The sequence below is a fragment of the Serratia sp. CY82433 genome (genome assembly GCF_052166535.1).
In the GTDB taxonomy this organism is placed as follows: Bacteria; Pseudomonadota; Gammaproteobacteria; order Enterobacterales; family Enterobacteriaceae; genus Serratia; species Serratia sarumanii.
Genome location: NZ_JBJNOR010000001.1, coordinates 100,229 through 114,030 on the forward strand (window position 1 = coordinate 100,229; position 13,802 = coordinate 114,030).

12 protein-coding genes are annotated in these 13,802 nt (G+C 61.5%); 8 read left to right on the forward strand and 4 right to left on the reverse strand.

Translation table 11 applies throughout. The features are described from left to right. Positions 1–38 precede the first annotated feature (38 nt). The gene (gene ppnP, locus ACJ8PI_RS00540) at positions 39–329 is read left to right on the forward strand and encodes a pyrimidine/purine nucleoside phosphorylase (protein WP_004940463.1); all 291 of its coding nucleotides are present in this window, start codon (positions 39–41) and stop codon (positions 327–329) included. Between the two features lie 65 nt (positions 330–394). Here the strand turns inward: ppnP and rdgC are convergent, their stop codons facing one another. Next, complete coding sequence (rdgC, locus tag ACJ8PI_RS00545; protein ID WP_004940461.1) at positions 395–1,306, reverse strand: recombination-associated protein RdgC; 912 nt, start codon at positions 1,304–1,306, stop codon at positions 395–397. 216 nt (positions 1,307–1,522) lie between these two features. Here rdgC and mak point away from each other — a divergent pair, with 216 nt between their 5' ends. The 3 genes from mak (at position 1,523) to ACJ8PI_RS00560 (ending at position 3,156) form a co-directional block, all read left to right on the forward strand. Continuing rightward, positions 1,523–2,437, forward strand: a complete 915-nt coding sequence (gene mak / locus ACJ8PI_RS00550) for a fructokinase (protein ID WP_033653287.1) — start codon at positions 1,523–1,525, stop codon at positions 2,435–2,437. Between the two features lie 102 nt (positions 2,438–2,539). Further along, positions 2,540–2,773 carry a type II toxin-antitoxin system Phd/YefM family antitoxin gene (locus ACJ8PI_RS00555; RefSeq protein ID WP_033637280.1) on the forward strand — a complete coding sequence of 78 codons (234 nt, stop codon included), beginning with the start codon at positions 2,540–2,542 and terminating at the stop codon, positions 2,771–2,773. Further along, the gene (locus ACJ8PI_RS00560) at positions 2,770–3,156 is read left to right on the forward strand and encodes a type II toxin-antitoxin system VapC family toxin (RefSeq protein WP_019454226.1); all 387 of its coding nucleotides are present in this window, start codon (positions 2,770–2,772) and stop codon (positions 3,154–3,156) included. Before ACJ8PI_RS00555 ends, ACJ8PI_RS00560 begins: the two co-directional genes overlap by 4 nt. On the opposite strand, the gene licT is transcribed toward ACJ8PI_RS00560, so the two are convergent. From licT to sbcD, 3 genes are all read right to left on the reverse strand, one after another. Next, positions 3,153–4,001: a BglG family transcription antiterminator LicT gene (gene licT, locus ACJ8PI_RS00565; RefSeq protein ID WP_041033609.1), complete on the reverse strand. Its 849-nt coding sequence runs from the start codon at positions 3,999–4,001 to the stop codon at positions 3,153–3,155. The two genes, ACJ8PI_RS00560 and licT, sit on opposite strands and share 4 nt — an antisense overlap. 231 nt (positions 4,002–4,232) lie before the next feature. Further along, entirely contained in the window at positions 4,233–7,484 is a 3,252-nt protein-coding gene (gene sbcC, locus ACJ8PI_RS00570; protein ID WP_164098782.1) for an exonuclease subunit SbcC, read from the reverse strand. Further along, positions 7,481–8,713, reverse strand: coding sequence for an exonuclease subunit SbcD (gene sbcD / locus ACJ8PI_RS00575; RefSeq protein WP_103773713.1), 1,233 nt, complete (start codon positions 8,711–8,713; stop codon positions 7,481–7,483). Before sbcD ends, sbcC begins: the two co-directional genes overlap by 4 nt. A gap of 215 nt (positions 8,714–8,928) precedes the next feature. Here sbcD and phoB point away from each other — a divergent pair, with 215 nt between their 5' ends. The 4 genes from phoB (at position 8,929) to brnQ (ending at position 13,737) form a co-directional block, all read left to right on the forward strand. Continuing rightward, on the forward strand, positions 8,929–9,618 hold the full coding sequence (gene phoB, locus ACJ8PI_RS00580) for a phosphate response regulator transcription factor PhoB (protein ID WP_004940438.1): 690 nt from the start codon (positions 8,929–8,931) through the stop codon (positions 9,616–9,618). Positions 9,619–9,642: 24 nt separating this feature from the next. Beyond that, positions 9,643–10,959 carry a phosphate regulon sensor histidine kinase PhoR gene (phoR, locus tag ACJ8PI_RS00585; protein WP_033653283.1) on the forward strand — a complete coding sequence of 439 codons (1,317 nt, stop codon included), beginning with the start codon at positions 9,643–9,645 and terminating at the stop codon, positions 10,957–10,959. A 14-nt stretch (positions 10,960–10,973) separates the two neighbouring features. Next, a complete protein-coding gene (locus ACJ8PI_RS00590) occupies positions 10,974–11,936 on the forward strand; it encodes a PstS family phosphate ABC transporter substrate-binding protein (protein WP_033647326.1) in 963 nt (320 codons plus the stop codon). A gap of 484 nt (positions 11,937–12,420) precedes the next feature. Beyond that, positions 12,421–13,737, forward strand: a complete 1,317-nt coding sequence (brnQ, locus tag ACJ8PI_RS00595; RefSeq protein ID WP_033653282.1) for a branched-chain amino acid transport system II carrier protein — start codon at positions 12,421–12,423, stop codon at positions 13,735–13,737. The last annotated feature ends 65 nt before the right edge of the window (positions 13,738–13,802 follow it).

The following is a 13,802-nucleotide window of genomic DNA, read 5'->3' on the forward strand; positions in this document are numbered from 1 at the left end:
TGGATTTTCCATCAAGATGATTACGCGGGTGCCAGTCTATGCTGAAAGTGAATGAGTATTTTGCCGGAAAAGTGAAGTCTATCGGTTTTGACAGTAGCAGCATCGGTCTTACCAGCGTGGGCGTGATGGAAGAGGGGGAATACACCTTCTCCACCGCGCAGCCGGAAGAAATGACGGTGATCACCGGGGCGCTGAAAGTGCTGCTGCCGGGGGCGCCGGACTGGCAGGTGTTTACGCCGGGTGAGAAGTTCTTCGTGCCGGGGCACAGCGAGTTCAACCTGCAGGTGGCCGACGCGACCGCCTATCTGTGCCGCTACCTGAGCAAATAAATTTTGTTCGTTAGGGAAACGCAGGGCTCAGCGGATGCTGGGCCCTGGTCATTTCTGCGGCGGGATTAACGCTGGGCTTCGCCGCCGAGCGCTTCGATGGTGTTTTTGATCAACGCCGCCAGCTCGCTGGTCATCAGGATAAAGTCGGCGTCAAAGCGCTGGGCGAAGTCATCGCGATCGATATCGTCGTTCTGCTCGCGCAGCGTGTCGGCGAATTTCAGGCGCTTGAGCGAGCCGTCGTCCGACAGCATCAGCTGAATGCGCTCCTGCCAATCCACCGCCAGCTTGGTCACCAGCTTGCCGGCTTCGATATGCACCGCGATTTCGTCGCTGATCAGATTCTGTTTCTTGCAGCGGATCACGCCGCCTTCTTCCAGAATCGCTTTCAGTTCCGCTTCATCCTGAATGGCGAAACCAGCCGGCATCTCGCCGGAACGCACCCATTCGGTCAGCGTCAGTTCGATCGGGCTTTCCATGGTCAGCGGCACCACCGGCAGCGAGCCGAGGCTTTTGCGCAGCAGCGCCAGCGTATCTTCGGCGCGTTTGGCGCTGGCGGCATCGACCATGATCAGATCGTTGACGGTGTCGATCCACATGAAGGTTTGGTTGAAGCGGCTGAAGGCGCGCGGCAGCAGGCTGTGCAGCACTTCGTCCTTCAGCGCGTCTTTCTCGGTTTTCTTCAGTTTGCGATGTTGTTCCGCCTCCAGGCGCTCAATTTTGGCCTGCAGCTCTTGCTTGATGACCGGCGACGGCAGGATTTTCTCTTCCTTGCGCGCGCAGATGACGATTTGGCCGTTGACCGCGTGCGTCAGCGCATCGCTGTGCGAGCCCATCGGGGAGACCCAGCCGGTCTTGGCCATGTCCTGGCTACCGCACGGCGTGAAGGCGAACGCGCTGAGTTGTTTTTCCATTTCATCCGCGTTTAACGCCACTTCGCGGCTCAAACGGTAAACCATCAAATTCTTAAACCACAGCATAATGTTATCCCTGGCTGGGCGTGCGCTCGGCACGCTGATTCGTCAAAAGCAGGGCGGCATGATAACGAATTGACGCTGAAAAATCGCCCCATTCTCTCCGAATTGCGTCGCCGACCGCAGCGGAAAAGGCCGGGCGGGGGAGAGGGAAACAGGTGATTCATCCGCGTACTTACATTAGGCTGTGGCAACGCTGCGCGGCATCGAGGAGAAAAATACATGCGCATTGGCATCGATTTGGGCGGGACAAAAATTGAAGTGATTGCGTTGGCGGACGACGGCCGGGAGCTGTTTCGCCATCGCATCGCCACGCCGCGCCATGACTATGGGCAAACCCTGGCGGCGATCGCCGGGCTGGTGAAACTGGCGGAAGATCATACCGGCGAGCGGGGATCGGTCGGGATCGGCATTCCCGGCACGCTGTCGCCGTTTACCGGGCGGGTGAAAAACGCCAACTCGGTATGGCTCAACGGCCAACCGCTGGACAAGGATCTCTCAGCGCTGTTGGCGCGCGAGGTGCGTATCGCCAACGACGCCAACTGCCTGGCGGTGTCGGAAGCCACCGACGGCGCAGGCGCCGGCGCGCAAACCGTGTTTGCGGTCATTGTCGGCACCGGCTGCGGCGCCGGCGTGGCGCTGAATGGGCAGGCGCATTCCGGCGGCAACGGCATCGCCGGCGAGTGGGGCCACAATCCGCTGCCGTGGCAGGATGACGATGAGCTGCGCTACGCCCGCGAAGTGCCGTGCTACTGCGGCAAACCGGGCTGCATCGAAACCTTTATTTCCGGCACCGGTTTCGCCACCGACTATGCGCGCCTGGGCGGCAACGCGCTGCAAGGGCACGAAATCATGGCTCTGAGCGAGCGGGGCGATGCGCTGGCGGAGCAGGCGATCGTGCGCTACGAAATGCGGCTGGCGAAAGCGTTGGCGCACGTGATCAACATTCTGGATCCGGACGTGGTGGTGCTCGGCGGCGGCATGAGCAACGTGGATCGCCTGTACCGCACGGTGCCGCAGCGGGTGAAAGATTGGGTGTTCGGCGGCGAGTGTGAAACGCCGATCCGCAAGGCGGTGCACGGCGACTCCAGCGGCGTACGCGGCGCGGCCTGGTTATGGCCGCAACAGCAGCGCTAAGCGTTGCAGCAAAGCGCGAGGCTGCTCGCGCTTTAAACCATTCCCTGTACAAAAACTGGACGGCGCTTTATGCTTTAGCTAACTTAGCTAAGGAGGACGCGTATGCCGATTCAGGCCAATATGCACGAAGCCAAATCCAATCTGAGCCAGCTGGCGGACAGAGCCGCGGAGGGAGAAACCGTGATTATTGCAAAAGCAGGGAAGCCGTACGTACAGCTGGTCGCCATCCAGGGCGAAGCGCGCCGGCCCGGCGCCGCCAAGGGCAAGTTTACCGTGCCGGCGGATTTCAACGCGGGGGATGCGGCCATTGCGGCGCTGTTTGAGGGCGATGCATGAAGCGCCTGCTGCTGGATACCCACGCGTTGCTGTGGTGGCTGATTGATGACGCCTGCCTGGGCGCGAACGCCAAAAGGCAGATCGCCGATCCGGGCAATGCGGTATACGTCAGCGCGGCCAGCATTTGGGAGATCTCGATCAAGCAGGCGCTGGGCAAGCTGGCGCTGCCGGAAGACATCTTTGCGATCATCGAGGCCGAAGATTTTCTGTCGCTGCCGATGGACGCCTTTCATTGCCAACAGGCCGGGCAACTACCGCCCTATCATCAGGATCCTTTCGATCGCATGCTGATCGCACAGGCGCAGGCCGAGGGGCTGACGCTGATCTCCGCCGACGCGGTGTTTCCGCAGTACGGCGTGCGGGTGGCGGACGCCCGCCGTTAAGCCGGTTTTTCCTCGCTTTCGCTGCGCACCCGTTCGATATGAATGGTCAGGAACATCATCTCTTCCGTGGTGAGCTGATGCTGATAGTGCTTTTCGATGTGGCGGTTGATTTTGCCGGCGCAGGCGAATGACTCACGGTATTTCTCTTTCACCACCTGATACAGCGAGTCGTCGTCGCTGTCGACGTAGTTTTTCCCCAGCAGGCGCTGGGCAAAGAATTTCAAATGGGTGACGAAACGGTGGTAGCTCAGGGCTTCCTCGTTGTAATCAAAGCGGAAGTGGTATTTGACCAGGTTGAGGATCTCTTGCATCACGCGGGTGATGTGCAGCGTGTTGTGCATCTCGTCGTTAAGCTGGGCGTTGACCAGGTGCAAGGCGATAAATCCGGCCTCGTCTTCCGGCAGCGCGGTATTCAGCCGCTCGGCGATCAAGGCCAGCGCCTCCAGCCCGACGGCGAACTCGGCCTGATAGAGCTTTTTAATCTCCCACAGCAACGCATTTTTGATATCCAATCCTTCCGCGTGGCGCTGCAGAGCGAAATGGATGTGGTCGGTCAGCGTGATGTAGACGATGTTATGCAACTTGCCCGGCAGCCGTTCGCGGGCGAGGGTAATAATCCGGTCGGCGGTGGTGACGCAGGCCAACGGGATCTCGGAGAGCAGCTCTTTATAGCGCTCGGCGATTTCACCGCCGTTATGGGTGAACACCTTTTCGATCAGGCTTTCGTCCAGCGTGTCGCCGGGCTTCTTTTTAAAGCCGATTCCTTTTCCCATTACCACCGTCTCTTCCTGACGGTCGTCCAGCGTAATCACCACGTTATTATTGAGTATTTTAGCGATTTTCATGGTCTTTCCCGGTGTTTCAGCATCCTGAAAACGAAAAAACCTGACGCCCGGAAGCGATCCCGGGCGTCAGGTTTTGCCTGTATTTTATGTTTCTGTCCTGCGGCCTGAGCGGCGGAGGGGATACAGTAACAATCCTGTTATGCCTGCATAATAACCCGTGTTCGCCGCGGCTCAACGCTTTTCACCGCGGAGTGCCGCCGCGGTCACACTTCTGCGCCGCGCGCCGCGGGATCACTCCAGCCTGAAGTGCGCCTCCAGCCGGCTGACGCCGAGTCCGTTGACCTTTTTCACCTTGATCTGCACCGGAATACGCTCTTTCATCGCCTCGACGTGGCTGATCACGCCAATGGTTTTGCCGGAGGCGTTCAGGCTGTCCAGCGCGTCCAGCGCGGTATCGAGGGTTTCGGCGTCCAGCGTGCCGAAGCCTTCGTCGAGGAACAGCGAGTCGATGCTGGTTTTGTGGCTGACCAGATCGGACAACGCCAGCGCCAGCGCCAGGCTGACCAGGAAGCTCTCGCCGCCGGACAGGGTGCGGGTATCGCGCAGCGCGTCGGCCTGCCAGGTGTCCACCACCTGCAGCTCCAGCGCGTCGCTGGTTTTGCGCTGCAGCAGGTAGCGCCCGTGCAGCCGGCCGAGTTGCTGGTTGGCCAGATAAACCAGATGATCGAGCGTCAGCCCCTGAGCGAAGCGGCGGAACTTGTCGCCTTCTTTCGAGCCGATCAGCTGGTTGAGGTAGCTCCAGTCGTCGTAGTCTTGCTGGCTGCGGGCGATTTGCTCGAACAGCGCCTGTTGATTGAGGCGGCGGGCGGCGTCGCTTTCCAACTGGTTGCGCAGTTCACCCTGGCGCAGCTGCAACGTTTTCAACTGCTGTGCCAGCTCGGCCAGCGATTGGGTGAGTGCGTCGAGATCCGCGTTGGCTTCATCCACCCCTTCTGGGCGGCTTTGCCGATGCTGCTCCAGCGTTTGCGTCGCCTGCGTCAGCAGGGCGGCGGCCTCCACCTGCCGCTGTTGCAGTTGCTCTTTGCGCTGCTGCAATTCGCGGCGCAGGGCGTCGTCCAGCAGCGCAGCGGCGAAGGCGGTTTCATCGGCGAATTCGCTGTCGGCCAGCGCCTGCTGCCACAGCTGCTGCGCCTGCTGCAGCCGTTCCTGCATTTGGGTGTGCTGTTGTTGCAATCCGGCCTGCTGGCCGGCCAGGCGCTCGCGCAGTTCCTGCGCTTTTTGCCACTGCTCGGCGGCCTGCAAGCTGGCCTGCTCACAGGCGGTTTGTTTGGCGCGCAGCTGTTCGCGCACCTCGGCGACCTGCTGTTCGCCGAACAGCGCCAGCCGCTGCGCGCGCCGTTCGGCGAGGGTCTTCTCGCCTTCTTGCCAGCGTTGTTGTAGGTCTTGCTGCTGTTGCAGGCTGTCAGCATGGGTTTTCTGCAGCAGCGTAAAGCGCTCTTCGAGCAGCGCCAGCCGTTGCTGCGCCTGCTGCTGCTGCGTTTGCAGAGCGGCGAGCGCGTCTTTTGCCTGCTGTACCGCCTGCGCCGCCTGTTCATGCTGCTGCAGCGCGTGCTGCCCGCGCCGCTCTTCGTCGTCGCAGCCGCTCAGCCAGGCGCTGAGGCGCTCGCCCTCGGCCAACGTAAAGTCGAATGCCAGCGGCGCGCTGAGCTGCTGCCACTGCTGCTGTTGGGCAGCCAACTGCTGCTCATCCTGCGCGATAGCCTGCTGTTGGCGTTGCAATTGCTGTTGCAGGTTGTCGTAACGGGCTCGCAGCTCGACGCCTTGTTTTTGCAATGCTTCGGTCTGGACTTTCATTTGCTCCAGACGTTGCGCAGTTTCTGACAGTTTTACCTCTTGGTATTGTTCTACCGCCGGGTGATCGCATGAGCCGCACAGCGGGCAGGGGGCGCCGGGTTGCAAACGGGCGCGCTCGGCTTCCAGACCCACGATCCGTTGTTCCAGCGCATAGGTTTTTTCAACATCGGCCTGGTGGGCTTTCTGCTGCTTAAATTGCTGACGGATGAGCTCTAACTGTGGCTCCAACTGGGTCAGTTCATTTTGACCGATGTTTAGCTCTTGCCGCTGCTGTTCCAGCCGTTTAACAACTTGTTGCGATAAAGAGGCGAGCGTAAATAACTGCTGGCGCGTCGGGCGAAGATCCGCCAGAGCGCTCAGGCGCTGGCGCAGCGGGGCCAGCGGCGTTTGCGCCGCCAGCGCCTGCTGCTGTTGCTGCTGAACGGCCAGCGCTTCGGTCAGCGCGTTCAACCGCTGCTGATGCTGTGCGGCCTGCGCCGTCAGCTGGCTGCGCTCGGCGGTGAGCTGCTCCAGCGTGGTTTTCTGTTTGGCACACTGCTGCGCGGCAGCATCGCCGGCCTGTCGCCGCTCGGCCTGCGTCGACTGCAGTTGGGCTATTTGGTGGTCGAGCGGGGCGACCTGGTCATCGATCAGCTGTTGCTGCTGCCGCATATACTCGGCATGGGCTTGCTGCGCCAGACGGGCCTTTTCCACCGCCTGCTGCAGTGGCGCCAGCTGCGCCGAGTGCTGTTCCTGTTGCTGCGTCAGCTGGGCTGCCTGCTGTTGTATCGTCTGCAGCTCGGCGCGGCAGCGATCGCGTTCACCGCGCAGCGGCCGCAATTTCTCGGCCGGTTCGCTGAGCGCCAGCCGCTGCAGCTGCGGGGCGGCCTCCGTCTGCTCGCGCTGGGCGGTTTCCAGCCGCCGTTGACCCTCGTTTTGCTGTTGCTGGAGGCGTTGCCATTGCTGCAGCCAGCTCAGCGCCTGTTGCTGTTGCTGAGTTTGCTTACCGAGGGCGCTTTCCTGCGCGCTCAGCGCCGTCAGCTGTTCAGTCAGGGAGTGGCGCTGTTCATCGTTCAGCAGCTCGATGCCGCTGGCGCGCTGGTGCAACCCATCCAGGTCGGTTTTGGCCTGCTTGTGCGATTCGAACACCTGTTCGGACAACCGCCCGTAGATTTCGGTGCCGGTCAGCTCTTCCAACAGTTCGGCGCGATCGTTGGCGTCGGCGTTGAGGAACGCGGCGAACTGCCCCTGAGACAGCATCATCGATTTGGTGAAGCGGCCGAAGTCCAGCCCGGTGATGGCGGCGGTGATCTCCAGCTTGTCGCGCACCTTGTCCGCCAGGATCTTGCCGTCCTCGCGCCGCGCCAGTTCCACCTTCGGTGCCTGCAGATTGCCATCCGGCGCGTTTTTGGCGCGGCGCTGGCTCCAGAAGGCGCGATAGCCGACGCCCTTGACCTCGAATTCGACCTCAGCCAGCGATTCGGCGGTGTGGCGGGTCATCAGTTCATTCTGGCTCGGCGTGACGTTGAGACGCGGCGTCTGGTGGTACAGCGCCAGGCAGATGGCGTCCAGCAGGGTGGTTTTGCCCGCGCCGGTCGGGCCGGTAATGGCGAACAGGCCGTTGCTGGCGAACGGCTCGGCGGTGAAGTCAATTTTCCACTCGCCCTGCAGCGAGTTGAGGTTTTTTAACCGCAGGCTGAGGATCTTCATGGTTGGGTCTCCTCAGGATTGTGCTGCACCGCCTCGACCACCTGGCGGAACAGTTGATGCATCCGCTGTTGGCGCGCTTCGGGCATGTCGGCCTCCTGCGCCAGGCGCCGTTCGAACACCTCGTTGACGCTCAGTTCGTTGAGCGTTTCCTTATCCTGCTGCGCGATCGCCTGGCGGCGCTGCTCTTTACTGCGCCGCAGCAGCACCACTTCCACCGGCAGCTCATCCGCCATCAGCTGGATGCGGCGCTGGATATCGCTGAGGTAGTCCTGCGTCGCCACTTCGATATCCAGCCACACCGGCAGCTCGCCGGCATAGTCGGCAAATTGCTGCAGCTGCCGTTCGATCTCGGCCAGATCGCCTTTGATCAGCTGCATGGGCTGGAACTGCGGGATCGTTAACGCTTCTACCTGCTGCAGGGCGCCGCCGGCGAAATCGACCAGGAAGACGCTTTTGGCTTTGCCCAGTTCATCGAAGCTGAGCGGAATCGGTGAGCCGCTATAGCGAATATGCTCTGATTTGGCGACGTTCTGCGCGCGGTGAATGTGGCCCAGCGCGATATAGTCGGCGGGCGGGAAGGCCTGCGCCGGGAAGGCGTCGAGGGTGCCGATATAGATGTCGCGCACCGAGTCGGAGGTGGTGACGCCGACGGTGGTCAGGTGGCCAGTGGCGACGATCGGCAGCGGCAGGCCCAGCCGATCGCGGCGTTCGCAGGCCGCCTGATACAGCGCCTGGTAATGTTCGGCGATGGCTTCCTGCAGCGCCTGCTGTTTTTGCGCGCCGGATTCGCCGGCACGGCTGGTGAGCAGATCGCGCGGCCGCAGAAAAGGAATGGCGCACAGCACCGCGCCCGGCTGGCCGTCGCGCCGGTTCAGCACCACGATCTGCTGCTCAAGGGAGCCCTGCGCGCTCGCGATCACCGTGGTATTCAGGCAGGAGAGCAGTTCCCGCGATTCGTTCAGCGTCGCTACCGAATCGTGGTTGCCGCCCAGCACCACCAGCTGGCAGCCGGTGCGCTGCAGCTCCACCACGAAGCGGTTGTACAGCTCGCGGGCGTAGCTGGGCGGCGAGCCGGTATCGAACAGATCCCCGGCGACGATCAGCGCATCCACCTGCTGCTGCTCGATCTGCTCGATCAGCCAGTTCAGAAAAGCCTGGTGCTCGGCGGCACGGCTTTTGGTGAAAAAGTACTGGCCAAGGTGCCAGTCAGAGGTGTGGATCAGGCGCATGACACTCCCGGATGCAAAGGTAATGGCGATGATTATAAAGGCCGCGGCGGCGGCTGTCCCGGCGCAATGATGATGACAACCGGATGATTTTTCTTTGCGCCGGGAAATAATCGCTATGCTTACTGCCTATAACAGCCGCTTTTTTTCATAAAAGTGTCACAAAACTGACGCATAATGGCGCCCGCAAAGTCGCTAACACATTGGCAGGATTGACGATGGCAAGACGCATACTGGTGGTGGAAGACGAAGCGCCGATCCGTGAGATGGTGTGCTTTGTGTTGGAACAGAATGGTTACCAACCGTTGGAAGCCGAGGATTATGACAGCGCCGTGACGCGCCTGTCTGAGCCGTTCCCTGATTTGGTGTTGCTCGACTGGATGTTGCCCGGCGGTTCCGGCATTCAGTTTATCAAACATATGAAGCGCGAAGCGCTGACCCGCGATATCCCGGTGATGATGCTGACCGCGCGCGGCGAAGAGGAAGACCGGGTGCGCGGCCTGGAAGTGGGGGCGGATGATTACATCACCAAGCCGTTCTCGCCCAAGGAACTGGTGGCGCGCATCAAAGCGGTCATGCGCCGCATTTCACCGATGGCGGTGGAAGAGGTGATTGAAATGCAAGGGCTGAGCCTGGATCCGTCCTCCCACCGCGTGATGGCGAACGATCAGGCGCTGGACATGGGGCCGACCGAGTTCAAGCTGCTGCACTTCTTTATGACCCACCCGGAGCGGGTTTATAGCCGTGAGCAGTTGCTTAATCACGTCTGGGGCACTAACGTTTATGTGGAAGACCGTACCGTTGACGTGCATATCCGTCGGCTCCGCAAGGCGTTAGAAACCAGTGGGCATGATAAAATGGTTCAAACCGTTCGGGGCACCGGCTACCGGTTCTCAACGCGCTACTGATCGCGCTGCGCTGGAGAATATGCCGTGTTAGAACGTCTGTCGTGGAAGAGGCTGGCTCTGGAGCTGGCTCTTTTCTGTTTGCCCGCCTTACTGCTGGGGCTGATTTTCGGTTATCTGCCCTGGTTCCTGCTGGCCTCCGCGCTGGCCGCGCTGGTGTGGAATTTCTACAACCAGCTCAAACTCTCTCATTGGCTGTGGATCGACCGTAGCATGACGCCGCCGCCCGGCCGCTGGAGTTGGGAGCCGTTGTTCTATGGCCTGTATCAGATGCAGCAGCGCAACCGCCGCCGCCGGCGCGAGCTGGCGCTGTTGATCAAGCGCTTTCGCAGCGGGGCCGAATCGCTGCCTGACGCGGTGGTGATGACCACCGTTGAAGGCAACATCTTCTGGTGCAACGGGCTGGCGCAGCATCTGCTCGGCTTCCGCTGGCCGGAAGACAACGGCCAGCACATCCTCAACCTGCTGCGTTATCCGGAATTCAGCCACTATCTGCAACAGCAGGAGTTCTCGCGCCCGCTGACGCTGCAGCTGAACAACGAACACTACGTCGAATTCCGCGTGATGCCCTACTCCGAAGGGCAGTTGCTGATGGTGGCGCGCGACGTCACCCAAATGCGCCAGCTGGAGGGGGCGCGGCGCAACTTCTTCGCCAACGTCAGCCATGAGCTGCGCACGCCGCTGACGGTGCTGCAGGGCTATCTGGAGATGATGGGCGACGAAGAGCAGGACGGTTCGCTGCGCAGCAAGGCGCTCGGCACCATGCAGGAGCAGACCCGCCGGATGGACGGGCTGGTCAAGCAGCTGCTGACGCTGTCGCGCATCGAGGCGGCGCCCAATGTCGACATGAACGAGCGGGTGGATATCCCGCTGATGCTGCGGGTGTTGCAGCGCGAGGCGCAATCGCTGAGCGGCGGCAATCACGAGATCACTTTCCGGGTGAACGAACAGCTCAACGTGTTCGGCAATGAAGACCAGTTGCGCAGCGCGGTGTCTAACCTGGTGTACAACGCGGTCAACCACACGCCGAAGGGCACCCATATCGAAGTGAGCTGGCAGCAGACGGCGCAGGGCGCGCAGTTCCAGGTCAGCGACAACGGGCCGGGCATCGCCGCCGAACACCTGCCGCGCCTGACCGAGCGTTTTTACCGCGTCGACAAGGCCCGTTCGCGCCAGACCGGCGGCAGCGGGCTGGGGCTGGCGATCGTCAAGCATGCGCTCAGCCATCACGACGCGCGGCTGGAGATCCTCAGCGAGCCGGGGATCGGCACCCGCTTTATCTTTACCTTACCCAACCGGTTGATTGTTCCCGCCGCTTTATCAGAGAATGCGGTGAAAAATTAACGCGAGACACCGGTATGACCCGAATAACCCGAGGGCTGTTGCTTTGCCTGGCGCTGCTGGCCGGACGCGGCGCGCTGGCGCAGCCCGACGGCATGCTGGCGGGCAACCTGTCCAGCGTCGGTTCCGATACTTTGGCGAATCTGATGGCGCTGTGGGCGCAGGATTTCAGCCGGCATTACCCCAACGTTAACCTGCAGATCCAGGCCGCCGGCTCGTCGACCGCGCCGACCGCGTTGGCGGCGGGCGCCGCGCAGCTGGGCCCGATGAGCCGGCCGATGAAGGCGGCCGAGGTTTCGGCGTTCGAACACCGTTACGGCTATGCGCCGCTGGCGGTGCCGGTGGCGGTGGATGCGCTGGTGGTGTTGGTGCATCAAGACAACCCGCTGCGCGGCCTCAATCTGCAGCAGCTCGATCGCATTTTCTCCGCCACCCGGCGCTGCGGTGAAAGCAAGCCGCTGACGCGTTGGGGCGAGCTGGGGCTGAGCGGCGACTGGGCGACGCGCTCGCTGCAGCGCTTCGGCCGCAACTCGGCGTCCGGCACCTACGGCTATTTCAAACTGCGCGCGCTGTGCGGCGGCGATTTTATGCCACGCGTCAATGAGCTGCCCGGTTCGGCCTCGGTGGTGCAGGCGGTGGCCGGTTCGCTCAACGGCATCGGCTACGCCAGCATCGGTTTTCGCGCCAGCGGCGTGCGGCTGCTGCCGTTGGCGGAATCGGGAGAGGACTATGTCGCGCCTACCGCCGCCAACGTGCGCAACGATCGCTACCCGCTGTCGCGCTATCTCTATATCTACATCAACAAAGCCCCCAATCAACCGCTGGAGCCGCTGACCGCCGCGTTCCTCGATCGCGTGCTGTCTAACGCAGGGCAGAGCCTGGTCAATCACGACGGCTATCTGCCGCTGCCGCCGGGCGCCCTGCAGAGGACCCGCCAGGCGCTCGGGCTGCAGCCGCTCGCGGCGGCCACGGTGCAATAAGCGACAAAAAGCGGCGTAATTTTCGCCTTTTTTAACGGCCAAACGGAGCTTATACCACGCGAAAACCGGGCATTTATTGGCGTTTTCGCGCGGTAAAGCGGTATATGTTTCACGTTTCGTGAATCCATTGTTCAAAAATGATACAAATCATGTAGTGTATATTTATTGATAGCCAATATGATCGACTGGTGGCTAAAGTTTATATGGTCGATAGCTCTGCTTTTCGCCGTGCGTCTTGCCTTGAAGCGCTATAAACGTTTACCTTAGCCCTCGTTGTCGGATTAAACCTCCATTTTTATAACTCCTAAAATTTTGCCCATCTTCATGAGCGGCCACTTTCGAATAGGGACATAAACGCCGGATCGACTGCGTTTAGGGTGCTTATTTGGCGCTGCGACGATCGGGCATGCCGGCAACCGGTGGGGCGTCACGCCACCACGCTATCGGACAATTTTTTTCATTTGAACAGGCAACACGACATCGTATGAGTCATCGTTTAACGTCAAAAGATATCCTGGCACTGGGCTTCATGACCTTTGCCTTATTCGTTGGGGCTGGGAACATCATCTTCCCGCCGATGGTCGGCTTGCAGTCCGGTGAACACGTCTGGATCGCGGCGCTGGGCTTCCTGATCACCGCCGTCGGTCTGCCGGTCATCACCGTCATCGCGCTGGCGCGCGTCGGCGGCGGCATCGATGCCCTCAGTTCGCCGATCGGCCGCGGCGCCGGCCTGCTGCTGGCGACCGTCTGCTACCTGGCCGTCGGCCCGCTGTTCGCCACGCCGCGCACCGCCACCGTGTCCTTTGAAGTGGGCATCGCCCCGCTGACCGGCGACGGCGCCATGCCGCTGTTCATCTACAGCCTGGTGTACTTCGCGCTGGTGATCGGCATCTCCCTGTATCCGGGCCGCCTGCTCGACACCGTCGGCCATGTGCTGGCGCCGCTGAAGATTGTGGCGTTAGGTGTATTGGGCATCGCCGCGCTGCTGTGGCCTGCCGGCGCGCCGATTCCGGCGACGGCGGCTTACCAGAGCGTGCCTTTCTCTTCCGGCTTCGTTAACGGCTACCTGACCATGGATACGCTGGGCGCGCTGGTATTCGGCATCGTTATCGTCAACGCGGCGCGCTCGCGCGGCGTGAAAGACGCCGGTCTGTTAACCCGCTACACCATTCTGGCCGGTTTGATCGCCGGCGTGGGCCTGACGCTGGTTTACCTGAGCCTGTTCAAGCTGGGCTCCGGCAGCGGCGCGCTGGTGCCGGACGCCACCAACGGCGCGGTGATCCTGCACGCTTACGTTCAGAACACCTTCGGCGGACTGGGCAGCTTCTTCCTGGCGGCGCTGATCTTCATCGCCTGTATGGTGACCGCGGTAGGCCTGACCTGCGCCTGCGCCGAGTTCTTCGCGCAATACCTGCCGTTCTCGTACAAGACGCTGGTGTTTATTCTGGGCCTGTTCTCGATGGTGGTGTCCAACCTCGGCCTGAGCCACCTGATCCAGATCTCCATTCCGGTGCTGACCGCGATTTACCCGCCGTGCATCGTGCTGGTGGTGCTGAGCTTCACCCTGCGTTGGTGGCACAGCGCGCCGCGCATCATCGCGCCGGTGATGCTTGTCAGCCTGTTGTTTGGTATCCTTGACGCGGTGAAAGCCTCCAGTTTCCAGCAGCTGCTGCCGGCCTGGACCACTCACCTGCCGCTGGCGGAGCAGGGGTTGGCATGGTTGCCGCCTTCGCTGCTGATGCTGGTGCTGGTCGCGATTTATGATCGGGTGTGCACGCGTTCCCAAGTGACCGCGCACTGATAATCCCCCGGCTTAATCCAGGGCCACGGACATGTCCGTGGCTTTTTTACGTTTAAAACTATGGG

Excerpts from the sequence above, each read along its gene's own strand:
- ppnP (WP_004940463.1), top strand. The coding sequence starts at position 39 with ATGCTGAAAGTGAATGAGTATTTTGCCGGAAAAGTGAAGTCTATCGGT.
- rdgC (WP_004940461.1), bottom strand. The coding sequence starts at position 1,306 with ATGCTGTGGTTTAAGAATTTGATGGTTTACCGTTTGAGCCGCGAAGTG.
- mak (WP_033653287.1), top strand. The coding sequence starts at position 1,523 with ATGCGCATTGGCATCGATTTGGGCGGGACAAAAATTGAAGTGATTGCG.
- ACJ8PI_RS00555 (WP_033637280.1), top strand. The coding sequence starts at position 2,540 with ATGCCGATTCAGGCCAATATGCACGAAGCCAAATCCAATCTGAGCCAG.
- ACJ8PI_RS00560 (WP_019454226.1), top strand. The coding sequence starts at position 2,770 with ATGAAGCGCCTGCTGCTGGATACCCACGCGTTGCTGTGGTGGCTGATT.
- licT (WP_041033609.1), bottom strand. The coding sequence starts at position 4,001 with ATGAAAATCGCTAAAATACTCAATAATAACGTGGTGATTACGCTGGAC.
- sbcC (WP_164098782.1), bottom strand. The coding sequence starts at position 7,484 with ATGAAGATCCTCAGCCTGCGGTTAAAAAACCTCAACTCGCTGCAGGGC.
- sbcD (WP_103773713.1), bottom strand. The coding sequence starts at position 8,713 with ATGCGCCTGATCCACACCTCTGACTGGCACCTTGGCCAGTACTTTTTC.
- phoB (WP_004940438.1), top strand. The coding sequence starts at position 8,929 with ATGGCAAGACGCATACTGGTGGTGGAAGACGAAGCGCCGATCCGTGAG.
- ACJ8PI_RS00590 (WP_033647326.1), top strand. The coding sequence starts at position 10,974 with ATGACCCGAATAACCCGAGGGCTGTTGCTTTGCCTGGCGCTGCTGGCC.
- brnQ (WP_033653282.1), top strand. The coding sequence starts at position 12,421 with ATGAGTCATCGTTTAACGTCAAAAGATATCCTGGCACTGGGCTTCATG.